Source organism: Castellaniella sp. FW104-7C03 (assembly GCF_040276085.1).
Taxonomy (GTDB): Bacteria; Pseudomonadota; Gammaproteobacteria; order Burkholderiales; family Burkholderiaceae_B; genus Castellaniella.
In genome coordinates this window covers 135048-159254 of the sequence record NZ_JBELOK010000007.1, presented here as the reverse complement: position 1 = coordinate 159254, position 24207 = coordinate 135048, and the positions used below count along the sequence as shown (strand labels likewise).

The 24207-nt window shown below is 58.4% G+C and carries 18 protein-coding genes and 1 pseudogene; 8 read left to right on the top strand and 11 right to left on the bottom strand.

Translation table 11 applies throughout. The features are described 5' to 3' along the window. Window positions 1–10: 10 nt before the first annotated feature. A complete protein-coding gene (gene tsf, locus ABS758_RS10150; protein ID WP_350382361.1) occupies window positions 11–886 on the bottom strand; it encodes a translation elongation factor Ts in 876 nt (291 codons plus the stop codon). Between the two features lie 105 nt (window positions 887–991). Further along, window positions 992–1744: a 30S ribosomal protein S2 gene (gene rpsB / locus ABS758_RS10145; RefSeq protein ID WP_350382363.1), complete on the bottom strand. Its 753-nt coding sequence runs from the start codon at window positions 1742–1744 to the stop codon at window positions 992–994. A 307-nt stretch (window positions 1745–2051) separates the two neighbouring features. Between rpsB and map the strand changes: the two genes are divergently transcribed. From map to ABS758_RS10130, 3 genes and pseudogenes are all read left to right on the top strand, one after another. Beyond that, window positions 2052–2867, top strand: a complete 816-nt coding sequence (gene map / locus ABS758_RS10140) for a type I methionyl aminopeptidase (protein ID WP_350382569.1) — start codon at window positions 2052–2054, stop codon at window positions 2865–2867. Further along, window positions 2864–5437: pseudogene (locus ABS758_RS10135) on the top strand ([protein-PII] uridylyltransferase); the annotation flags it as partial. The gene map and the pseudogene ABS758_RS10135, both read left to right, overlap by 4 nt. 61 nt (window positions 5438–5498) lie before the next feature. Next, a complete protein-coding gene (locus ABS758_RS10130; protein ID WP_350382364.1) occupies window positions 5499–5993 on the top strand; it encodes a disulfide bond formation protein B in 495 nt (164 codons plus the stop codon). 14 nt (window positions 5994–6007) lie between these two features. On the opposite strand, the gene purF is transcribed toward ABS758_RS10130, so the two are convergent. From purF to aceE, 7 genes are all read right to left on the bottom strand, one after another. Then, window positions 6008–7510 carry an amidophosphoribosyltransferase gene (gene purF / locus ABS758_RS10125; RefSeq protein ID WP_350382365.1) on the bottom strand — a complete coding sequence of 501 codons (1503 nt, stop codon included), beginning with the start codon at window positions 7508–7510 and terminating at the stop codon, window positions 6008–6010. A gap of 17 nt (window positions 7511–7527) precedes the next feature. After that, window positions 7528–8016: a CvpA family protein gene (locus ABS758_RS10120; RefSeq protein ID WP_350382366.1), complete on the bottom strand. Its 489-nt coding sequence runs from the start codon at window positions 8014–8016 to the stop codon at window positions 7528–7530. Continuing rightward, on the bottom strand, window positions 8013–8876 hold the full coding sequence (locus tag ABS758_RS10115; RefSeq protein WP_350382368.1) for an SPOR domain-containing protein: 864 nt from the start codon (window positions 8874–8876) through the stop codon (window positions 8013–8015). Before ABS758_RS10115 ends, ABS758_RS10120 begins: the two co-directional genes overlap by 4 nt. A 45-nt stretch (window positions 8877–8921) precedes the next feature. Further along, window positions 8922–10328, bottom strand: a complete 1407-nt coding sequence (folC, locus tag ABS758_RS10110; RefSeq protein ID WP_350382369.1) for a bifunctional tetrahydrofolate synthase/dihydrofolate synthase — start codon at window positions 10326–10328, stop codon at window positions 8922–8924. Between the two features lie 97 nt (window positions 10329–10425). After that, window positions 10426–12249, bottom strand: coding sequence for a dihydrolipoyl dehydrogenase (gene lpdA / locus ABS758_RS10105; protein WP_350382371.1), 1824 nt, complete (start codon window positions 12247–12249; stop codon window positions 10426–10428). An 11-nt stretch (window positions 12250–12260) separates the two neighbouring features. Further along, window positions 12261–13646, bottom strand: coding sequence for a dihydrolipoyllysine-residue acetyltransferase (locus tag ABS758_RS10100; protein WP_350382373.1), 1386 nt, complete (start codon window positions 13644–13646; stop codon window positions 12261–12263). 14 nt (window positions 13647–13660) lie between these two features. Then, entirely contained in the window at window positions 13661–16369 is a 2709-nt protein-coding gene (aceE, locus tag ABS758_RS10095; RefSeq protein WP_350382374.1) for a pyruvate dehydrogenase (acetyl-transferring), homodimeric type, read from the bottom strand. Between the two features lie 235 nt (window positions 16370–16604). Between aceE and ABS758_RS10090 the strand changes: the two genes are divergently transcribed. The 5 genes from ABS758_RS10090 to ABS758_RS10070 are packed head-to-tail and all read left to right on the top strand — an operon-like array spanning window position 16605 to window position 22554. Beyond that, entirely contained in the window at window positions 16605–18356 is a 1752-nt protein-coding gene (locus tag ABS758_RS10090; RefSeq protein ID WP_350382376.1) for a PAS domain-containing sensor histidine kinase, read from the top strand. Continuing rightward, window positions 18353–18982 carry a response regulator transcription factor gene (locus ABS758_RS10085; protein ID WP_350382377.1) on the top strand — a complete coding sequence of 210 codons (630 nt, stop codon included), beginning with the start codon at window positions 18353–18355 and terminating at the stop codon, window positions 18980–18982. The genes ABS758_RS10090 and ABS758_RS10085 overlap by 4 nt, the downstream gene beginning before the upstream one ends. Continuing rightward, window positions 18979–19833 (top strand): bifunctional methylenetetrahydrofolate dehydrogenase/methenyltetrahydrofolate cyclohydrolase FolD, encoded by an 855-nt coding sequence (gene folD, locus ABS758_RS10080; RefSeq protein WP_350382379.1) that lies wholly within the window; start codon window positions 18979–18981, stop codon window positions 19831–19833. Before ABS758_RS10085 ends, folD begins: the two co-directional genes overlap by 4 nt. 30 nt (window positions 19834–19863) lie before the next feature. Further along, window positions 19864–21945, top strand: coding sequence for a M3 family metallopeptidase (locus ABS758_RS10075; protein WP_350382380.1), 2082 nt, complete (start codon window positions 19864–19866; stop codon window positions 21943–21945). 9 nt (window positions 21946–21954) lie between these two features. Next, window positions 21955–22554: an SCO family protein gene (locus tag ABS758_RS10070; RefSeq protein ID WP_350382382.1), complete on the top strand. Its 600-nt coding sequence runs from the start codon at window positions 21955–21957 to the stop codon at window positions 22552–22554. A 39-nt stretch (window positions 22555–22593) separates the two neighbouring features. Here ABS758_RS10070 and ABS758_RS10065 read toward each other — a convergent pair whose 3' ends face one another. After that, window positions 22594–23982: a dihydrolipoyl dehydrogenase gene (locus tag ABS758_RS10065; RefSeq protein WP_350382383.1), complete on the bottom strand. Its 1389-nt coding sequence runs from the start codon at window positions 23980–23982 to the stop codon at window positions 22594–22596. Between the two features lie 15 nt (window positions 23983–23997). Continuing rightward, the gene (locus ABS758_RS10060) at window positions 23998–24201 is read right to left on the bottom strand and encodes a heavy-metal-associated domain-containing protein (RefSeq protein ID WP_350382385.1); all 204 of its coding nucleotides are present in this window, start codon (window positions 24199–24201) and stop codon (window positions 23998–24000) included. Window positions 24202–24207 lie beyond the last annotated feature (6 nt).

Below are 24207 nucleotides of genomic sequence, written 5' to 3'. Positions count from 1 at the left end.
TCAGAGAAAATCAGGAACCGCTGGCGGCAGCAGCGACTTCGGCAGCGAAGTCTTCTGATTTCTTTTCAATCCCTTCACCCACCACAAACAGGGCATAGCGATTGATTCGGGCGCCTTTTTCCTTGAGCATCTGCTCGACAGACTGCTTATCATTTTTGACAAAAGGCTGAGACAGCAGCGTGACCTCTTTGAGGAACTTCTGCACAGAGCCTTCAACCATTTTAGTGACGATCTCGGCAGGCTTGCCGGACTCGGCTGCCTTTTGCGCTGCGACGGAGCGTTCGGCGGCGATCAGGGCGGGATCTACCCCACCAGCGTCCAACGCACGCGGCTTGGTAGCTGCAATGTGCATGGCCAGGTCTTTGCCGACTTCGTCGGAGCCGGCGAAATCCACCAGCACGCCGATCCGGCCGCCATGCACGTAGCTGTTGAGCGCATCTACTGTCTCGAAGCGCTGGAAGCGACGAACGGACATGTTTTCACCGATCTTGCCGATCAGTGCGGCCCGGGTGGTTTCGACCGTGCCTTCACCCAGGGCACATTGGCTCAGGGCAGCCACATCAGCCGGGTTTTGTTCGGTTACAAGGCGGGCGAGATCATTGACGAAGGCGACGAAGTCGTTGTTCTTGGCAACGAAGTCGGTTTCGCAGTTGACTTCGACCAGTGCACCGGCTTTGCCATCCGCTGCAATATGCAGGCCGACCAGGCCCTCTGCAGTAATGCGGCTGGCTGCTTTGGATGCCTTGCTGCCCAGTTTCACGCGCAGTAATTCTTCGGCGCGAGCCAGATCGCCATCGGCCTCAGTGAGCGCTTTTTTGCACTCCATCATGGGCGCGTCGGTTTTCTCGCGCAGTTCTTTAACCATGGCGGCAGTAATTTGAGCCATTCGATTCTCCTGTTCGATCAATGCGGATACCGGCCTGTGCCGGTATCGGGCGGATCGGGGTGGCGTCAGACCACCCCGGCCGGTAAAGCAAACGGATGCGAGGAATTATTCCTCGTGGTGTTCTTGCTCAACCTCGATGAATTCTTCGCCTTCTGCCAGTTCTTCGACCAGGCCGTTGACGCTTTGCTCGCGGCCAGCCAACACCGTATCCGCCATACCACGTGCATACAACGCAATGGCTTTGGATGAGTCGTCGTTACCGGGAATGATGTAATCGATACCTTCGGGGGAGTGATTGGTATCCACCACGCCGACAACGGGAATACCCAGGGTGCGGGCTTCGGCAACGGCAATCTTGTGATAGCCGACGTCAATCACAAACAGCGCTTCGGGCAAGGTGTTCATGTCCTTGATGCCGCCGATCGACTTGTTCAGCTTAGCCAGCTCGCGTTCGAACATCAGGGCTTCTTTTTTGCTCATGTGTTCGGTGGCGCCTTCAGCTTGCAGGGCTTCCATGTCTTTCAGGCGCTTGATGGACGTTTTGACCGTCTTGAAGTTGGTCATCATGCCACCCAGCCAGCGGCTGTCGACATAAGGCATGCCGCAACGCTGGGCTTCAGCGGCGAGGATCTCGCGAGCGGAGCGCTTGGTGCCAACAAACAGCACATTGCCGCCACGGGCAGCGACCTGACGCACAAACTGAGTGGCTTCGAGGTATTTTTCGACGGTGCGCTCGAGGTTGACGATGTGAATCTTGTTGCGTTGGCCGAAAATGTATTCGGCCATTTTGGGATTCCAGTAACGGGTCTGGTGACCAAAGTGCACACCAGCTTCCAGCATTTCACGCATGAGGCTCATAGAGTTCTCCAAAGGGTTTCGTCTTGTACAGAGCCAGTATCCGGGGCTAAGATGTTGTTTATGCCCCAAGACACCCATGGTTGGCCCTGCACGCTATTTTCGCGTTACAGGCTGTGCGTTTTTGTACTGCTACCAGCGCCTGCCAATGTTGTGCCAACACATGGCCAAACCTGCATAGCTGCCGAAAAACGCAATTTTATTTGCAAACCCGCCTGCAAATATCTTATCCGCAGACAAAAGGCTACTAAGTAACGCGAAGCCTATAATTCTACTATTCTTCCTTTGTTTTCAGCAAGTACACCCCATGATCCCACTTATCACAGACCCAAAAGAACTCGATCAGATGCGCGCAGCCTGCAAGGACGCTGCCAGCATTCTTGATTACCTGGAACCTCATGTTCAGCCAGGTGTCACCACCGGCGAGCTTGAGCGTCTGTGTATGGCATACCTGACCGACGTACTGCATGTAGAGTCTGCCACTGTGGGCTATGCGCCACCGGGCTACCCCCCCTACCCCGCATCCATCTGCATCTCGGTCAATCATGTTATTTGTCACGGCATCCCGGGCGACAAGGTACTCAAAAACGGCGATATCCTTAACATGGACATCACCATCATCAAGGACGGCTGGTTTGGCGACACCAGCCGCATGTATTACGTGGGCGAACCCTCCATCCTGGCCAAGCGCCTGACTGAAACCACCTTCGAGTGCATGTGGCTGGGTATCGAACAAGTGCGCCCCGGCGCCACATTGGGCGATATTGGTCATGCCATCCAGAAACATGCAGAAGCCGCCGGGTTTTCGGTGGTACGCGAATACTGCGGCCACGGCGTTGGGCAGCGCTTTCACCAGGATCCGCAAGTACTCCACTATGGCAAACCAGGCACCGGCACGCGTCTTGAACCCGGCATGATCTTCACCATAGAGCCCATGATCAATGCTGGCCGTCGTGAAATCCGCACTTTGGCCGACCAATGGACAGTGGTTACCCGCGACCACAGCCTGTCCGCACAATGGGAACACAGTATCCTGGTAACCGACACCGGCTACGAAGTACTGACTGTTTCTCCGGGGATGCCTCAGCCGCCGGCATTCGTCAAGGCGGCGACCGCGTCTGCATGATGACGCAAGCGCCCGGTGCGCTGCAGGCACTGCGCACCGAGCTGCACGAGCGCCGTGCCAAGGCCATCGCCGCCTATCGCCAGCATTTGCGCCCCGACACCCTGCTCACGGCGCTCAGGCGCATTGCAGATGATCTGGTGCGACAACTGCTCAAGACCCACCCCGCCCCGGTTGGGGCCTGCGTGGCGGCGGTGGGAGGATACGGTCGTGGTGAGCTCTATCCGGGGTCCGACCTCGATATCCTGATCCTGCTTGATCATTTGCCCAACGCAGGCGATTGCGAACGGGTTGAGGCCCTGATTGCAGCCTTATGGGATATTGGCCTGGAGCCCGGTCACAGCGTCAGAACACTGTCGCAATGCCGCGATGAAGCCGCGGCCGACATCACGGTCCAGACGGCCCTGCTCGAGGCAAGGTGGCTTGCCGGCAGCCGGAAACTATTTCAGCGATTTCGGGATCAGATGCAATCTGACCTGAATCCGCGCAACTTCTACCTGGCCAAGCAGACAGAGATGCAGCAGCGTCATGCCCGCCACCAGGAAACCCCCTACGCACTCGAACCCAACTGCAAAGAGTCTCCCGGTGGATTGAGAGACCTGCAAGTGCTGCTGTGGCTGGCCCGTGCATCCGGCTTGGGAGACCACTGGAAAGCGGTTGCACAGACAGATCTCCTGACCTCCTCGGAGTTTCGCTCGCTGCACCGAGCCGAGCTGGCTTTCAAACGCTTGCGCATCGAACTTCATCTGCTGACGGGACGCCGGGAAGATCGCGTATTGTTTGATTTGCAGCCCCGCCTGGCTCAAATCTACGGCTTTAAAGATCAGGCCCACCGGCGCGCCAGTGAACTGTTGATGCAACGGTACTACTGGGCTGCACGTGTCGTCAGCCAGGTAAACAGGCTGTTGATGCAAAGCTTTGAAGAGCATCTTTTCCCGCAGCCCCACGCCGTCAGCATCTCGCTGGATGACGATTTTTTTATTCACAGAACCCGGCTGGCACTCTGTCGCCCGGACGCCTTCGAACGCAACCCGGCACTGCTGCTGCGCGTATTTTTGGTCATGCAGCAGCACCCCGAACTGCAAGGCATGGCGGCAGGCACCCTTCGCGCCATCTGGCATGCGCGACACCAGATCGACGCGCAGTTTCGCAAAAACCCGGTCAACCGCAAGCAGTTTTTACAGATTCTTCAGCAGCCGCGAGGGATCGTGCATGCCTTGCGGGACATGACGATGTGGAACATCCTGCCGCGCTATTTGCCGGTATTCAGGCGCATCGTCGGCCAGATGCAGCACGATCTGTTTCATGCGTACACCGTAGATCAACATATCCTGATGGTGATCCGCAACCTGCGCCGGTTTACCATGCCTGAGCACGCCCAGGAGCACCCGCTGGCCAGTCAGCTGATTGCAGACCTGGACGAGCACTGGCTTTTGTATATTGCCGCATTGTTTCATGACATCGCCAAGGGTCGTGGTGGCGACCACTCACAACTGGGCGCCGCCGAAGTGCGCCGCTTCGCACACCAGCATATGCTCGACCGCGAGCAAACCGCGTTGCTCGAGTTTCTGGTGCGGGAACACCTGACACTGTCTCAGGTTGCACAAAAGCGCGATCTCAGCGATCCGCGCGTTATTCACGAATTCGCCACACGGGTAGGCACGCAACGCAGGCTGGCCGCGCTTTATTTGCTGACGGTGGCGGATATCCGCGGCACCAGTCCAAAGGTCTGGAATGCCTGGAAAGGCAAGCTGCTGGATGATTTATATCACCAGGCACTGGCTGCCCTGGGAGGTGCCCGGCCCGACACAGGCACGATTCTAGCCTTGCGCAAGGATGCCGCCACCACAGAAATCCGGCGCATGGGGCTTAGGGACGAAAGCCGAGATGCATTTTGGTCACAGCTTGATGTTGCATATTTTTTACGGCACGATTCAAACGAAATCGCCTGGCACACCCGGCATCTGTACCATTGTTTTCAGGGTCCCAATCCAGTTGTCCGTGCGCGCGTCCTGGGCCAAAGCGAAGCCTTGCAAGTATTGGCCTACGCGCCAGACCGCGACGACCTCTTCATGGATATCTGCCGATATTTCGACCAGCACGGCTTGAGCATCCAGGACGCCCGGATTCACACTACCCGGCAAGGGTGGGCACTGGACAGTTTTATCGTGCTCCTACCGGATGCAGACCGCGATTACCGCTCGCATGCCACCTTGGTAGAGCACGAGCTGCTGGCGGCTCTTGGCAACCCACATGCCACCCAGACGCCGGCATCCACGCTTCGGCGTGGATCGCGGCGTTCGAGGGTGTTTCCCATCCTGCCCACTATCAGCCTGCAGGCAGACGAGCAAGGCGGCAACTGGCGGCTGTCGATTACCGCCGCAGACCGTATCGGCTTGCTGTACGATCTTGCCAGCGTGTTTACCCACCACAATATCAACCTGAAGATGGCCAAGATCATGACGCTGGGCGACCGCGTTGAAGATATTTTCATCCTGCAAGGCGCTGTTCTGGCGCAGCCGCGCGGGCAACGACAGTTCGAGCGCCATATTTTTGCAGTACTCTCCATAGATGCTCAAGACGGTGCAGTATCACGCCCCGCTTTCAATTCCGATGAACCACCCTTACTTGGCCATGAATCTTACCCAATCTGACCGAATTCTCAGAACCATCGCAGGGCTGTGCCTGAGTGCAGTGGGAATTGCCCTGGTTTCACAACATATGTTCGGGATGGCACCTTGTGCCTGGTGTGTACTGCAGCGGCTGATTTTGCTGGCCATTGCAGCAGTGTGCGGCTTGGCCGGCACGGGATGGGGCAAGGTAATTGTGCTGCGCCTGGGTGCCGCCATTGCCACGATTTTGTCAATCTGCGGCGTAGTGGCCGCATGGTACCAATATAGCGTCGCATCCAACTCGTTTTCGTGCGCACAAACGTTTGCCGACCGCTTTATTGCAGGCTCTGGCCTGGATGCTGCTGTCCCCTGGCTGTTTGGCATTTACGCCAGTTGTGCCGACGCTCGGGTAGAGCTTTTGGGGATCGAATACTCTATATGGGGTTTGATCCTGTTTATTGTGTGTGCCGCACTAGCCTTGTCGGTTCTCGCCTCTAGGCGGCCTCGACAAGGCTAACCACCGTTATCGGATCAGGCGTCTTCGGGCGCCGCTGCCATTGCTCCCGACTGAATCGGCTGACCACGGCCCAAACGCAGGCGTTCGAGATAAGCGTCATCAATATCGCCCGTCACATAGCGGCCGTTAAAGCACGAGGATTCAAATTCCTTGAGTGCCGGATTAAGGTCGCGCAGCGACTGCTCGAGATCGGCAAGCTCTTGATACACTAGGCCATCCGCACCAATCTCCTGGGAAATCTGTAAGGTATCCCTGCCTGTGGCAATGAGCTCGGCCTGCGTGGGCATGTCGATGCCATAAACATTGGGAAACCTTACCGCGGGGGCTGCCGACGCAAAATACACCTTGTTGGCGCCAGCAGTCCGGGCCATCTCCACAATTTCGCGGCTGGTCGTGCCCCGCACGATGGAGTCATCCACCAACAACACGTTTTTGCCCCGAAATTCAAGATCGATTGCGCTGAGTTTCTGCCGCACTGATTTTTTGCGCACCGCCTGCCCTGGCATGATAAAAGTACGCCCTATATAGCGGTTTTTGATAAAGCCTTCACGATAATTGAGCCCCAGATGGGACGCCAGCTGCATCGCAGACGGACGGGAGGAATCCGGAATAGGCATCACGACGTCGATATCACCCAGACGCAACGATTTGGCTACGTTATCAGCCAGATATTCACCCATTTGCAGACGCGCATCGTAAATTGAGATCCCGTCCATGACGGAATCAGGGCGTGCAAAATACACGTACTCGAACACGCACGGCGTTTGCTCCTGGCCTGGCTCGGCGCACTGCTGCTGGCTGACTTCACCTTCTTCGGTAATGACAATGGCCTCGCCGGGTTCGATATCGCGAACCAACGTAAATCCCGTACCTGTGAGTGCGACGGATTCTGAGGCCAACATCCACTCTGTACCAGTCTCGGTATCATGACGGCCCAGGCACAGGGGACGAATGCCGTGGGGATCACGAAACGCCACCAGACCAAAGCTGCTGATCCGGGCGATGACCGCATACGCCCCTTTTGCTCGCCGATGGACAGCCTGGACCGCCTGAAACACGGCATTGGCATCCAGTGTGCCCCCATTGGAGGCTTGCTGGAGTTCATGGGCCAGCACATTAAGCAAGACTTCAGAATCGGAATTTGTATTGATATGCCGCCGATCATGCTTGAACAGCGCCTCGCGCAGCTCACGCCAATTGGTGAGATTGCCGTTATGAACAAACGTGATCCCAAAGGGCGCATTGACGTAAAACGGTTGTGCTTCATCGACACTCGCACTGGAGCCGGCCGTGGGATAGCGCACTTGCCCAAGGCCACTATTGCCTGGCAGGGCCCGCATATTGCGCGTGCGAAACACATCACGCACCAGGCCATGGGCCTTGTGCATACTGAAAAATTGCTCGTGTGCCGTGGCAATACCGGCCGCGTCCTGTCCACGATGCTGCAAGAGCAGCAAGCTGTCATAGATCAATTGATTGACGGGGCCCTGCCCCACCACACCGACGATTCCACACATGATTAGATTTTCCGAAACTAATAAGGAAGCAACTGCGCGATATCGACAGGCAGTGCAGATTTGATTTGTTGAAAGCCTTTGACCAGAGCGTCCGAGGTACGCGCCTGCTGCCACCAGGCTTCTTGGGGCAATTTGGTATAGCCAGCCAACCCCACCAGAGCCAGCACAAGAATCAACCCGCGGGCTGCACCAAATACCGCACCCAGCCCATGATCTGCCGGCGTCAGGCCCGTGCGGTCGATCAGGGCGCCCAGTGCCATATTAAGCAGCCCTATCGCCAATAAAATCAAAATAAAAACGGCCCCATAGGCCGCCAATGTACGCAACAAGCCGTTTTCGATCAGGGTATCCAGCCACTGAGACGCCATTGGCCCCCACCAGATAGCCGCCACAAACGCTGCCAGATACGCAATCAACGACAGGACTTCCCGGAGGAAACCCCGCAGCAGACCGATCAGGCAGGACACCACCACGACCGTCAGGACGATGTAATCGAAGCTGGTCACTTGTCGGAAATCAGGCCATTTTGGTAACCCAACGCACGCAGCCGGGTTTGTGCAGCCTGGGCTGCCTCGTGTGAGCTAAAGGGCCCAACCCGTAGTCGATAAACTGTGCGACCCCCTGATTGACCTTGCTCGACGTAGGCATCGGTAACCCCGGACTGACGCAAGCTGTCACGCCGTTGAAGGGCGTCTTGCTGTGCGGTGTAAGCCGCCACCTGGAGGTAATAACTGCCTTGGCCGGAAGCCGGTACGGGCGTTTTGCTGGAAGGTTTGACGGGTGTTTTGCCCGACAGCAGCGCCAAGGCCACCGAACCGTCATCCGTGCGTTCGACTGATTTTGGTTTTGGCTCGGGCTTCGCTGGCTTGGGTGCTGGTTCGGGGGCCGGGACCGCTGCAGAGGGCTCTGGAGCCGGTGCGGGAGCAGGTGTTATGTCTGCCTGACTGCCGCCAGCTTGGGCAGCCCCTGAGGTATCGTCTGGCGGCGAGGCACTGCCAGAAGCCTGGGCAAGAGATGTCGAGCTGCCGCTTGCGGCAGGCGTGCTGGTGGTATCGGGCTGAGCCGGTACAGTAGAGGTGTCTGGTGACACCTGACCGGATGCACCACCCGACTGAGCGGCGAGTGTCGGCCCGGAGCCTGGCAACCCTGACGGCGCAGCAGGCACCACAATGGGAGCCTGAGCGTCGTCGGTGACAGGCTCGTCGAATAACCACGGAACAACAACGAAGGCGGCGAGCACCAGTGCCAGCGCACCAATCAGGCGCCTGCGGGCCCTGCCTCGAAGTTCTTTAAGCTGGGCCTCGCTGGTGCCGCCGGAACGCGTGGTATTGCGTTTGCCGGGCGTGGTCCCTTGACGAAAAAACATCAGTCAGCTCACCCATCGAAAAGGCAGGCTGACCCGCCTGCCTGGTCAAGAAAGAACGTCCCGGCCTTCTTGGCGCAGGACCTGAAGCACGGGCCCCACTGTTGCAAAAGACCCGAACACAAGAATTCTATCATTGTCGGTTGCCAAACGACGGGCTTCTGCAAAGGCTTGTTCCGGACTGTCAAAGGTTGAAACCTGAACATCTTGCTTGGCCACGGCTGGCCGGGGAGCCGCTTTTACCCCGGGTTTGTGGTCTCCGCGCTTGATTTCTGCGGTTTGTACAACGAAAGGATCGACCGGCGCCACATCACCGGTAATCCGGTGAACGATGTCGGCAAGCGCCTTGGCCGAGGTACCACGAGGGCCTTCAGTGGTGGCGCACAGCCAGCGATCCACCCGGCGGGTAAGCTTGGCCAGAGTGTGCTCGATGTCCTTGTCGTGCAGCATGCCCACGACTGCGTAGGTATGCGGGTAATGACCCATGCTGTCGAGGTTTTGCCCCACTGCAGCCGCAGCGTGCGGATTGTGGCCAACATCCAGGATGGTGGCGGGCAGGCCAGGCAAAATCTGCATGCGCCCAGGCAGACCGACATGCAAAAGCCCCTGACGCACATTTTGCTGTGTCACCACCAGGCGGTCGCGCAGATTTTCGAGCGCAGCCAGCGCAGCGGAAGCGTTGAGCAATTGATTGGCGCCACGCAGGGCGGGATAGCCCAACGCATTACGGCGCTGCAAACGCCCGCCGTAGGCCCATTGCTGCCGGTCTCCGGAATAGTTGAAGTCGATCCCAAAGCGCCAGAGATCTGCGCCAATTTCTGCTGCGTAGTCAATGACGGTTTGTGGAGGGACGGGATCCGCGCAGATCGCGGGCTTGCCCGGCCTAAAGATATGCGCCTTTTCCCAGCCGATCGCTTCACGGGTGTTGCCCAGATAGGCCATATGATCGAGGTCGACGCTGGTGAGCACGGCGCAGTCGGTATCAATGATATTGACCGCATCCAGGCGCCCACCCAAGCCAACCTCAAGCACCACTACATCCAGGGACGCCGCCTGAAACAGCAGGAGTGCTGCCAGCGTTGTCATCTCAAAATATGTGAGGGAAACATCGCCACGGGCCGCTTCGATGTGTTCGAGCTGGGCCACGATATCGGCATCGGTGACCTCCTGGCCGTTGATACGGATGCGCTCGTTGAAACGCAGCAGATGAGGCGAGGTGTACTGACCCACGTGATAGCCCGCATCCAGCAAAATGGACTCGAGCATGGCACAGGTGGAGCCTTTGCCATTGGTGCCTGCCACTGTGATTTTCACGCAGTCCAGCGACAGCTGCATGCGCTGGGCCACCGCACGGATACGATCAAGACCCAAGTCAATGGCTTTGGGATGCAGGGTTTCAAGGTAAGCCAGCCAGTCGGCTAACGGGGCACCAGAAGCAGGAGCAATAGAAGACATGAGAATGAAAATCACATAGAAAACGGCAGGTGCCGATATTAGCACCTGCCGTGTACGGACTGGCTGACACCCCTACTGCCAACCAGGCCCTTATCCCTTATCGGGCTGGCCGCGCAGGGGGTACGTCTGTGCAGTGACCATCGGCGATCTCTGCCGCCATGCCGACGGATTCTCCCAGGGTGGGATGCGGATGGATGGTTTTGCCGATATCCACCGAATCTGCGCCCATCTCGATGGCGAGTACAACCTCGCTGATGAGATCGCCCGCGTGGGTACCCACGATGCCACCACCGAGGATCCGTCCGGTTTCGGCATCAAAGAGCAACTTGGAGAAGCCCTCATCGCGGCCGTTGGCAATGGCACGCCCGGACGCCTGCCAGGGGAACAGGCCTTTTTTAAGGGCAATCCCTTGTTTCTTGGCGTCTTCTTCAGTGAGCCCCACCCAGGCAACTTCGGGGTCTGTGTAGGCAACCGAAGGAATCACACGGGCATCGAAGAAGGCTTTCTGACCGGCGATGGCTTCGGCGGCAACATGTGCCTCGTGTACTGCCTTGTGGGCCAACATGGGCTGCCCGACGATGTCGCCAATGGCATAGATATGCGGCACATTGGTGCGCATCTGCTTGTCGACGCCGATGAAACCACGATCGCCAACAATGACACCCGCTTTGTCGGCACCGATTTTTTTACCATTGGGCGATCGACCGACTGCTTGCAGGACAAGGTCGTAGCACTGTGGTTCTTTGGGGGCAGCCTCGCCCTCGAAAGTGACCCAGATCCCGTCTTCCTTGGCCTCGGCAGCAACGGTTTTGGTTTTGAGCATGACATGATCAAATCGCGGCTCGTTGCGCTTTTGCCATACCTTGACCAAATCACGATCGGCACCTGTCATGAGCGTTGGCAGCATCTCGACCACATCCAGCCGGGCGCCCAGTGCGGAGTACACCGTACCCATCTCGAGGCCAATAATGCCGCCACCGATGATCAGCATACGCTTGGGAATGGCCGACAATGTCAACGCACCGGTTGAGTCGACGATACGGGGATCTTCTGGCAAAAATGGCAATTTTACCGACTGGCTGCCGGCTGCAATGATGGCTGAGGCAAACTTGATTGTCGTGGTGCCACCGTCGGCTTTCTCTACCGTCAAATGGTGGGGATCGGCAAAAGAACCGACGCCCTGGACAACTGTTACCTTGCGTGCCTTGGCCATCCCGGCAAGACCGCCCGTCAGCTTGCTGACCACGCCATCCTTGTAGCCCCTGACGCCGGCCAGATCGATTTTGGGTTCGCCAAAACTGATGCCATGCGCACCCAGGGACTTTGCTTCTTCGAGTACGCTGACAGTATGCAGCAGCGCCTTTGACGGGATACACCCGACATTAAGGCACACGCCGCCCAGCGTGGCATAGCGCTCGATCAGCACCACTTTGAGGCCGAGATCCGCTGCGCGGAAGGCGGCCGAGTATCCGCCGGGCCCCGCACCGAGCACCAAGACATCGCACTCGGTGTCTGCCGTGCCACTGAACTGCCGTGCTGTCGGCGCAGGAGCCGGTGCACTGGCGGGTGCAACGGCAGCAGCCGCAGCAGGTGCCGCCGGCGCATTGCTGCTGGACGGAGCGGGTTCATCGGATTTTGCCGCCGTTTTTTTCTCGGCTGCAGGCGCCGACGATTGGCCGGATTCAATGGCTTCGACACGCAAAATAGTGGTGCCTTGGGTAACCTTGTCGCCGACCTTGACCAACACCTCTTTGACAACCCCGCCTTGATCAGACGGGATCTCCATGGAGGCTTTGTCCGATTCGACGGTGATCAGACTTTGCTCTGGGGTGATGGTGTCGCCCACAGCCACCAGCAATTCAATCACATCAACCTGATCAAAATCACCGATATCCGGAACATTGACGTCATTTAGACTCATGTGTGCCCCCTTTACAGGATGATGCGGCGGAAATCCGCCAGCAAGCCCGCCAGATAGGCGTTGAATCGGGCCGCAGAGGCTCCATCAATTACGCGGTGGTCGTATGACAGCGACAACGGCAGCATCAGCCGAGGTTGAAACGCCTTGCCGTCCCAAACCGGCTGCATGGCAGATCGCGACACCCCCAAGATGGCAACTTCAGGCGCATTGATGATAGGCGTAAAGTCTGTACCGCCAATGCCACCCAGAGACGAAATCGAGAAGCACCCGCCCTGCATTTGCGATGGCGAGAGTTTTCCTTCGCGCGCCTGGGCTGCAAGCTCGGAGGTTTCTGTGGCAATCTCAAGCACGCCTTTTTTGTCGGCGTCACGGATCACCGGGACGACCAGGCCATTGGGCGTGTCTGCCGCAAAACCAATGTGGAAATAATGCTTGAGGACGAGGTCGTCACCATCGAGCGAGGCGTTGAAGTCGGGAAACTTCTTGAGTGCCGCCACGACTGCCTTGATGATGAATGCCAGCATAGTGACCTTGATGCCGGCTTTTTTGTTCTCGGCATTGAGTTGCTGACGCAGCGCTTCAAGATCAGTGATGTCTGCAATGTCATTGTTGGTGACATGCGGGATCATGACCCAGTTGCGATGCAGGTTGGCGCCCGAAATCTTTTTGATGCGTGACAGCGCCCGGGTTTCAATCTCACCAAACTTGGTGAAATCAACCTTGGGCCAGCCCAGCACACTGAAGCCTTCGCCGGCTGGCGGGGTTGAACCCACCTGGCCGGCGCCACCCATCGACAAGGCCTGCTTCACGTAGGCGCGCACATCGTCGGCTGTGATGCGGTTTTTCGGGCCCGTCCCGCTGACTTGTACCAGATTGACACCAAGTTCGCGGGCAAATTGACGCACAGAGGGTGAGGCATGCGGCAGGTTGCGCAAGGGCATTTCGGCCTCGGCAAAGGCTGCAGTTGGCGAGGTACGGCCAGAACCAGCAGTAGCGGCCAGCGATTCCGCCGGCGCAGCCTTGGGTACTGCTACCTCGGGCGCCGCCTGCTGAGGCTCAGCAGGCTTGGCTTTCTCGGCTTCTGGCTGCTTGGCCTCGGGGGCGTCTGCCTTGGCTGCGGGTGCAACAGAGGCCTCGGCGGCCTTGGCGTCGCCTGCGGCTTCAGCCTCAACTTCGAGGATGACGGCGCCTTCGGCAACCTTATCCCCCACCTTGACCTTGATGGACTTGACCACCCCACCCTCGGAGGCGGGAATCTCCATGGAGGCTTTATCGGATTCGACGGTCATCAGGCTTTGTTCGGCTGTGATGGTGTCACCGACAGCCACCAGCAGCTCGATGACATCGACCTGGTCGAAATCGCCGATATCCGGGACTTTGATTTCCACGATACTCATGTTCCTCATCCTCCTCAGGCGTGATGCGGGTTGGCCTTATTGGCATCAATCCCGTACTTGGCAATGGCTTCTGCACACTTGGCAATATCAATCGTGCCCTCATCGGCCAGACTGCGCAGGGCAGCCAGCACGATGAAGTGTTGATCGATCTCGAAGTGCTTGCGCAGCTCGGAGCGGAAATCCGACCGGCCAAAGCCGTCGGTGCCCAGCACCTTGAAATGGCGGCCATCGGGAATGAATGGCCGGATCATGTCACCATACGCCTTGATGTAGTCGGTGGACACGATGATCGGGCCTTGAGTGTCTTTGAGTTGCTGGGTGACATAGGGCACCTGGGCGGGCTCAGTGGGATGCAGCAGGTTGTGCCGCTCGACATCCATACCATTCCGACGCAGCTCGGTGAAGCTGGTGGCGCTCCAGACATCAGAAGTCACGCCCCAGTCTTGCTCGAGCAGTTTTTGAGCGGACAGCACTTCGCGCAAGATCGTGCCCGAACCCATCAGCTGCACATGCGCCTTGGCCGGCTTTTTGCTGGCATTGAGCTTGTACATGCCACGCAGGATGCCGTCCTCATCGCCAGATTTGAGACCCGGATGAGCGTAGTTTTCGTTCATCACGGTGATGTAGAAAAACACGTCTTCCTGGTTGTGCATCATGCGCTGCAAACCGCTACGGATGATGACTGCGACTTCGTGTGCAAAGGCCGGATCATAGGCCACGCAATTGGGAATGAGCGAAGCCTGAATATGGCTATGGCCGTCTTCGTGCTGCAGACCCTCGCCATTAAGCGTGGTACGGCCAGCCGTACCACCCAGGACAAAGCCTCGCGCCAGCATATCGCCCGCTGCCCAGGCATGATCACCAAAGCGCTGGAACCCGAACATCGAGTAGTAGATGAAGAACGGGATCATGATGGTGTTGCTGACCGAGTACGACGTGGCCGCCGCAATCCAGGAACTGAAACCGCCCGCTTCGTTGATGCCTTCTTGAAGCAGTTGCCCGTTCTCGGCCTCGCGATAGTACATGACCTGGCCTTTATCGACCGGCACGTATTTCTGTCCTTCTGGTGCATAGATACCGATCTGGCGGAACAGGCCTTCCATGCCGAACGTGCGCGACTCATCGACCAGAATGGGGACAACCCGCGGAGCTAGTTCCTTGTCGCGCAAAATCTGGTTAAGCACGCGCACAAACGCTTGCGTTGTAGAGATCTCGCGACCTTCGGCGGTAGGCTCGAGCACGGCCTTGAAGGTTTCAAGCGGCGGCACTGGCAAGGATTGATCGGCCTTTTGGCGACGATGGGGCAGATAGCCACCCAAGGCCTTGCGGTGCTCGTGCAGGTATTTCATTTCGGGCGAATCGTCGGCCGGCTTGAAATACGGAATGTGATCGACCTGATCGTCGGGGATGGGGATATTGAAGCGATCGCGGAATTCGCGTACCGAATCGATGTCCAGTTTCTTTTGCTGGTGCGTGGGGTTTTTGGCCTGGCCCACATGCCCCATGCCGTAACCCTTGATGGTTTTTGCCAAAATCACGGACGGCTGCCCCTTGTGGCTAGCGGCCGAGGCAAAGGCGGCATATACCTTATGGGGGTCGTGGCCCCCGCGATTGAGACGCCAGACATCTTCGTCGCTCATCCGGCTGACCATTTCAAGCAGCTTGGGATGCTTGCCAAAGAATTTTTCGCGCACAAACTTGCCATCATTGGCTTTGTACGCCTGATATTCGCCATCAACGGTTTCTTCCATGATGCGACGCAAGATACCTTCTTTGTCGCGCGCAAACAGCGGATCCCAGTAACCACCCCAGATCAGCTTGAGGACGTTCCAGCCGTTGCCACGGAACGCGCCTTCAAGCTCTTGAATGATCTTGCCATTACCACGCACCGGGCCATCCAGCCGCTGCAGGTTGCAGTTGACCACGAAAATAAGGTTATCAAGTTTCTCGCGCGAAGCCAGGCCAATGGCTGCCAGGGTTTCGGGCTCGTCGATTTCGCCGTCGCCAACAAATACCCAGACCTTGCGCTCGGCCGTATCCGCCAGACCGCGGGCATGCAAATACTTGAGAAAACGCGCCTGATAGATGGCCATCATGGGGCCAAGGCCCATGGACACCGTGGAAAATTGCCAGAAGCCAGGCATCAATTTGGGGTGCGGATAAGACGGTAGCCCCTTGCCCTTGCCACCGACTTCCTGGCGGAACCAGTCGAGGTTTTCTTCTGTCAGGCGGCCTTCGAGGAAGGCACGTGAGTACATGCCAGGCGAGGAGTGCCCCTGAAAGTAGATCAGGTCGCCACCGTGTTCGGGGGACTCTGCATGCCAGAAATGGTTTTGACCACATTCAATCATGGTGGCCAGAGAAGCAAACGACGCGATGTGCCCGCCCAGGCTGCCGCCGTCGGCTGGCTCGTGCTTGTTGGCTTTGACGACCATCGCCATCGCGTTCCAGCGAATATAGGAGCGGATGCGTTCTTCGAGCACCATATTGCCCGGATGCGGAGGCTCGAGCCCTGGCGGAATCGTGTTGACGTACGCCGTGTTGGGCGAGAAGGGGATATGGGCTCCTGAGCGGCGTGCCAGATCGATCAGGTTTTCGATCAGGAAGTGGGCACGCTCGGCTCCTTCGCGATCGAGAACGGCTTCCAGTGAATCGAGCCATTCTTGAGTTTCTTGTTGATCAGGATCTGCCACCTGGGCGTTTGCTTGTTCAAGAGAGGACATTGTGCGTGTCTCCTGGGATGATAAGGACGCGATCACATATCGCGCCTGCCTGTTATGAGCCGGACATGAGGGCTCGAGGGTAAAAACATCGAGGTGCCGGCAACTACGCCCATTCTAGGAAAGACCCGGTCTGAGCACAAGCGAAATTTCACCTCGTGGTTTTAATTTTTATTATGTGAAATATTGAATACTGTTTTCGCGTCTAAAATGGCGCAATCATCTGACCTTCAAGGCCATGGCACACCCTCACCGCAAGTCACTCATCCCAACCAACTTCTACGAGCATGCGCGCAATAGCCGCCGCCTCTATTGGTTGACCCCAGCGATCGTACTGGTGCTTTATCTGTGCGTCATGGGCGCCTTCTTGTGGCTGCAACGGCTGCAAAGCGACAGCGTGATGTTTGTCACCATCGATCAGGAAGCCCGTCAGCAACGCCTGATGATGGTGGTGTTTGCCCTGTCGCTGGTGATTGTATTCAGCCTGCTGGCCTTGTGGCGCTATACGCGCTTTCGTACCCAGGCGGAAGCCGCCCTGATCGCCGAAACCGGCTTTCGGCGCGCCATGGAAAACTCCATGTCCACCGGCATGCGGGTATTCGACATGCAGGGCCGCATCGCATACGTCAATCCGGCATTCTGTCGCATGATCGGCTGGAACGAAGCCGACCTTGTCGGCCGGACGGCCCCGTTTCCGTATTGGTTACCAGGACGACACGATCACCATCGCGAGACGCTTGCACAATTGCTGTCGGGGCGCACGCCCAGCAGCGGGCTGGAGATCGAAGCCCAGCGGCGCGACGGCTCCCGGTTTACTGCCCGCATGTATGTCTCGCCACTGCGCGACCCAAAAGGCGAACAAATCGGCTGGATGACTTCCATGACCGATATCACTGAACCCAAGCGGATTCGTGAGGCACTGACCGCCGCGCACGAGCGGTTCATGACCGTGCTCGAAGGTCTGGACGATGCCATCTCTGTGGTGGCCGACACTCCCGAAGGGCTGGAGCTTTTATTTGCCAACCGCACCTATCGGCGCCTCTTTGGTGCGCAAACCACCGGCCACGCACAGCTGCTGGGCGGGCGGCTGGGCCGGTTTACCGACGACACCATGGAGCTTTTCTCGCCCACTGCCGAGCGCTGGTTTGAAGTGCACCACCGGATGCTGGCCTGGACGGATTCGCGACGGGTGCGGCTGCAGGTGGCCCGAGACATTACCGAGCGGCGCAAACACGAAGAAGCATCTCGGGTACAACAAGAGAAAGCCCAACTGACCAGCCGCCTGACTACCATGGGTGAAATGGCTTCATCGCTGGCCCATGAACTCAACCAGCCCCTGACCGCCATCAGCAACTACAATATGGCCGCCGTGGCGATGGTGAAATCCGGCAAGGCCCCCACCGAATCCTTGCTGCAGGCCCTCGAAAAAGCCTCGCAACAGGCCGAGCGCGCAGGCAAGATCATCAGCCGCATCCGGGAGTTTGTGAAGCGCAGCGAACCCCGCCGTCAGGCAGTGGGCTTGTCCAGGATCGTCGAAAATGCGGTTAGCTTTGCCGATATCGACGCCCGCAAACGGCAGATCGACATCATTCAAAGCCTTCCCGACCCCATGCCGGAAGTACTGGCCGATCCAATCCTGATCGAACAGGTGCTGCTGAATCTGTTAAAAAATGGGGTTGAAGCCATGGAGCACAGCGAATATCGCAGCTTGCATGTCAATATTACCGACCAAGACCCCCAGATCGAGATCGCTGTCATCGACCGAGGCCATGGTCTGCGCAATCCCGACCGCCTGTTCGAGCCCTTCTACAGCACGAAGTCTGAAGGCCTGGGCATGGGATTGAACATCTGCCGTACCATTATCGAGTCGCACCACGGACGTCTGTGGGCCACCCCCAACCCTGAGGGCGGTACCATCTTTCGCTTTACACTGCCCAAGGCACCATCAGGCTTTCAAGCCCGGGAATCCACGGAGGAAACGCAAGCATGACAGATCCCCAGCTCTCCAGCATTATTTACATCGTTGATGACGATGAAGCCGTCAGGGATTCTCTACGCTGGCTGCTCGAAGCCAACGGTTATTCAGTTCGCAGCTATGCTGGGGCAGAAGAATTTCTTGACGCCTATAACCCAGACCAAGTGGCCGTCCTGATTGCAGACGTGCGCATGCCCGGCATGAGCGGCCTCGAGCTGCAAGAGACGCTGATCGCGCGCAAGGCGCCGCTGCCAATCGTCTTCATTACCGGCCACGGCGATGTTCCCATGGCTGTTTCCACGATGAAAAAGGGTGCCGTCGATTTCCTCGAAAAACCCTTTAACGAAGCCGATTTGCGTCGTATCGTGGCCGGGATGCTCGAGCAGGCCACCGAAAAAGTCCGCGAGGCTCAGGTGCAACGCGATCAACAGGCCGTGCTGGGTCGTCTTACCGCACGCGAACAGCAGGTACTTGAGCGCATCGTGGCAGGCCGCCTCAACAAACAGATTGCCGGCGACCTGAACATCAGCATAAAAACGGTCGAAGCGCACCGGGCCAACATCATGGAAAAACTTGAAGTCACCACCGTGGCTGATCTAATGAAAATCGCTCTCACCCGCGCCGAGGAAACCCACTCATGACCGCCCGCATCATCGACGGCAAAGCACTGGCTGCACACGTTCGCGCAGATGTTGCCACGCGCGTTCAAGCCCTTAAGCAGCACGGCGTAACACCCGGGCTGGCCGTTGTTCTGGTGGGCGAAAATCCCGCCTCTCAAGTGTATGTGCGCAACAAGGCCGCTGCCTGCGAAGCAGCCGGCATGCTGTCGCGGGTAATCCCCCTGGGAGAAGACACCTCCGAGGGAGAACTTCTCGACGTGATTGACACACTCAACCAGGATCCAGCCATTCACGGCATCCTGGTGCAGCTGCCCTTGCCTGGCCACATCGACACCGGACTGGTGATCGAAGCTATCAGCGCTGCCAAGGACGTGGACGGTTTTCACATCAGCAACGCCGGCTTGCTAATGACGGGACGGCCGCGGTTTCTACCATGCACACCTTATGGTGTGATGAAAATGCTCGAGGCTGAAAACGTCCCATTAAGGGGTGCAGAAGCAGTCATCGTAGGTGCCAGCAATATTGTGGGCAAACCCATGGCCATGCTGCTGCTGGCGGCAGGTGCTACGGTTACCTTGTGCAATTCCAAAACCCGGGATCTTGGTGCACAAGCCCGCCGGGCGGACGTTCTGGTGGTTGCCACAGGCAAGCCCGGCATTGTCCAGGGCGATATGGTCAAGCCCGGCGCCGTCGTGATCGATGTGGGCATCAACCGTCTACCCTCGGGCAAACTGACTGGTGATGTCGACTTTCCGTCGGCTTCTCAGGTGGCCGGCGCCATTACACCGGTTCCTGGTGGAGTAGGCCCCATGACCATCGCCATGTTGCTGGTCAATACAATTGAAGCAGCGGAACGCACTGCACAGTCTTGAAATCAGGGCAACCGCCCCCATGTGCCGCTCATGACAACGCAAACGTTTGCCGAGAATCCCCTCCTCGTTCCGGCCGAGGCTTACGTCGACTATGCTGCAGTCAAGCCTGAGCATATCGAGCCTGCAATCCGCGAGCTGATCTCCGCCACTCGCGCGGCAGTCGACGTTGCAGCCGATTGTCCCCAGCCACCAAACTGGGAAAATCTCGTCGAGGCAATCGAAACCCCATCAGAGCGGCTGCACCGTGCCTGGTCGATTGCCGGCCATCTTAATAGCGTGGTCAATACGCCCGAGCTGCGCGCGGCTTATAACAGCTGCCTGCCGCTGGTCAGCGAGTTTTCAACCTGGGTCGGTCTGCATCGGGGGCTTTATCAGCGATACCAGGCCTTGGCCAACAGCCCCGCTTATGCGCAACTGGGCGCCACACGCCAACGCATCGTAGACCTCGCTTTGCGAGACTTCCGTCTTAGCGGAGTCGAACTGCAAGACGCAGCCCGGGACACCTATGCCCGCAACGCCGACCTCCAGGCTCAGGTATCCCAGAAGTTCTCCGAAAACGTCATGGATGCCACTGACGGCTGGACACTCCTGATTACGGATGAGTCCCGCCTCAAGGGCCTGCCCGAGCAGGTGATTGCGCAGGCACGCCAACAGGCGCAGTCCACCAGCGAAAGCGGCTGGAAGCTGACGCTGCACATGCCCTGCTATTTGCCGGTCATGCAATACGCCCAGGATCGTGAGCTACGCCAGACACTCTATCGGGCATATGGCACCCGCGCATCCGACCAAGGCGACATAGCGTTTGATAACTCCGAATCCATCGAATCCCTATTGGCACTGCGCGCAGAAGAAGCCGGCTTGCTGGGTTATCCAAACTACACCGCCCTGCGCCTTGAAACCCGGATGGCGGACAGTGCGCCACAGGTACTCGATTTTCTGCACCAACTGGCTGCCCGGGCACGCCCCAGTGCCCAGCATGATCTGCAAGAACTGCGCGAGTTTGCCGCCCGGGAGCTCGGGCTGGACACGCTGGAGCCCTGGGATATCGCCTTTGCCTCCGAACGCCTGCGCGAGCAGCGATATGCGTACTCTGACGAAGCCTTGCGCCCCTATTTCACCGAATCCCAGGTGTTGAAGGGCCTGTTTGAAGTCATCCACACGCTATTCGGCGTGCACTTGCAAGCCTGCGACGCACCCACTTGGCATCCTGACGCCCAGATCTTCCGCGTACTGGACGATCAAGACCAGGAGCTTGGGCGCCTGGGCATGGATTTGTATGCCCGGGCAGGCAAACAGGGCGGCGCCTGGGTGGACAGCGAGCGCAATCGCAGACGCCACGGCAAAACCCTGCACCGCCCCCTGGCGTGGCTGACATGCAATTTTTCTGCCCCCCAGGAAGGCCGTGATGCCTTGCTGACGCATGATGAAGTCATCACGTTATTCCACGAAAGTGGTCATGCCATGCACACCCTGCTCTCACGCGTTGACGACCCCGGCGCCTCAGCATTTGTCGCAGTCGAATGGGATGCCATCGAACTCCCCTCGCAGTTCATGGAGAATTTCTGCTGGGAATGGGGAGTCCTCAAATCCCTCACGCGGCACGTCGATACCGGCGAGTCTCTGCCGCGCGAGCTGTTTGACAAAATGACGGCTGCCCGCAACTTCCAAAGTGGCCTGCAAACGCTGCGCCAAGTCGAATTCGCACTCTTCGACCTCTTGATCCATACGCACGATCACGGCCTTTCCATCAGCGCGGTGCTGGACACACTCGACCAGGTGCGTCAGGAAGTCGCTCTGCTGATTCCCCCCGCCTGGCACCGGTTTCCACATGGGTTTTCGCACCTGTTTGCCGGCGGCTACGGGGCCGGTTACTACAGCTACAAGTGGGCGGAGGTTCTGTCCTCGGATGCCTTTGGCGCCTTTGAAGAGCACGCACAAACACTCGAGGATGGGACACGCAATGTCTTCCATCCCGACACCTGCCGACGCTATCTGGATGAGGTCATTGCTGTGGGTGGATCACGGCCGGCGGCTGAGTCATTTCGGGCATTTCGTGGCCGCGACCCTTCTATAGAGGCCTTGCTGCGCCACAGCGGGCTGATCGAGGCCTGAAAGATGCCCATGCGCCCGCAACCCCTCCTGAATATGCTGCGCCGCCTGGGCGCGGGGTTGCTATTGTGGCTGGCGGGCACCGGTCTGGTGCTGGCGGCCGTGCACCCCGTGAGGGGGTTTCTGCCTGATCTCCAATTCAGCTTGCAGGGTGCAGGGGGCGTGACGCTGACGCAAAAGGATTTTGAGGGCAAGGTGGTGCTGATGTTTTTTGGCTATGCCAGCTGTCCTGACATCTGCCCCACAACCATGGCGCAATTGGCCCAGGTAACCGAGGCCCTGGGCCCGGGCGCCGACCAGGTGCGGATTTTATTTGTCAGCGTAGACCCCCACCGGGACACGCCCGACATGCTGCAGGCGTATGTCGATCAATTCGACCGCCATGCCATCGGCCTGACCGGCAACGAGACCGCCATTGCCAGCCTGGCGCGACGATACCGCGTTGCCTACCAGATTGCAGCCCCCGATCCGGCACACCCAGACGCCCCCTACGAGGTTTCTCACAGCCGCGGGATCTACGCCTTTGATCAAACAGGGCATGCAAGCTGGCTGGCCTCCGACAGCGAATCGCAGGAAGACCTTCTGGCTGCGATTCGGCCCATGCTTAAATAAGGCTGGCCACCCGATGGGTGGCCCCAGACACTACTCTGCCTAAACAGCGCCCCTGACGGCATCCCGCAGGGCCGTGCGCACCCCTTCTTCGATGGTGGGATGATAAAACGGCAGCATCAGCATCTGCGGGACAGACAACTGCATCTGCAACGCCCAGGCCAGTAAATGTGCCACATGCTCTGCATCCGGGCCAACCATTTCGGCCCCCATGAAACGCTGGTCGGATCGACGCATATACACATGCAGCAAGCCCTGATTACGCAACATCACGCGAGAACGTCCCTGGCGCGTCCAGTCGACAGCACCAATCGCCATCGAGTCTGGGTCAAACTGAGAGAACCCCCCCCCTACCTGGACGATCTGGGGATTGCTGAACACCACCGCCATGGGAGCCCGCCGCGAGCCTGCCTGAACGTTGGGCCACAAGGCTGCATTACGCCCCGCCAGACGGCCATCGTCGGACGCCTCGTGCTGGATGGCATGGCGACCGGTGACGTCGCCAGCCAAAAACACCGGCTGCCCCGAAGCCTGCAAGGTATCCGGGTTGATCACGGGCGCTCCACGCTCGTTGAGCTTCAGGCCTGTGCGCTCGAGGTGGAGGCCGGCCAGTGCCGGTGCCCGGCCGGCAGTCAGCAGGACATAATCGAAAGATTCCTGAACCTCAGGACCACCATTGACTGTCCAGCCCACCACGGCCTGCACGCCTTCTTTGCGCACAGAGCTTACCTGGGCATCCTGTACCAGATTGAGCTCGGGGCCGAGGATATCCAGTGCTGCCTGCCGCACAGCAGCGTCTGCCAGGTGCGCAAAGCTTTTTGAGCGATTAAGGACGCGTACCCGCACCCCTAATCGAGCCAGAGCCAGACCGAGCTCGACCCCTATGACACCTGAACCCACCAGCAGCACACTGCTTGGCAGGGTTTGCCAGTCGAAGACGTCATCGTTGACGATGGCAAGCTTGCCCAAGGGCTGATAGATCTCAGGGATCACCGGCTGGGTACCTGTAGCCAGCACGACGCGCGAGGCATGGATCTCGTGCCCTTGGTCGCTTTTCAGCACCCCATCCCGCACAAACTCGACCCGAGCATCTAACCGGTGCTCAGGTGGCATGGCCTGAACATCTTCGACCACAAAGCCTACAAACCGGTCTCTTTCGCGGCGAACCCGTTCCATGACAGCCTCGCCATCAATGACAGGCGGAGCAGCCTGGACGCCAAAACCTGGCGCGTGCCTAACTGACGCAGCAGCTTCGGCGGCGGCAATCAGCAGTTTTGACGGCATACAACCCACCCGCGCGCACATGGTGCCGTGCGGGCCAGCTTCAATCAGCAATGGTTTGAGCCCAGCTTTGACGACCTCACGGTAAGCAGGCAAGCCAGCCGAACCGGCGCCCACGATGGCAACATCACACTTGATTATCTGGGTCATGAAGCCCCCTTTTCTTTAGGCTAGCCGGGCATCGTAATCGGCATCAAGAACGGCAGCTAGCACCGCGTCGCCTTGGACGCTGGCAGATTCTACCGTGACGCGATGCGTCGGCAAATCGGCCTGTACCTTGGCATCCGGCGCAATCGCCTGGACCGCTTGGGTAATGGTTTGCACACAATGATTGCAGGTCATGTCTGAGACGATCAATTCTGTTTTCATGGAGGA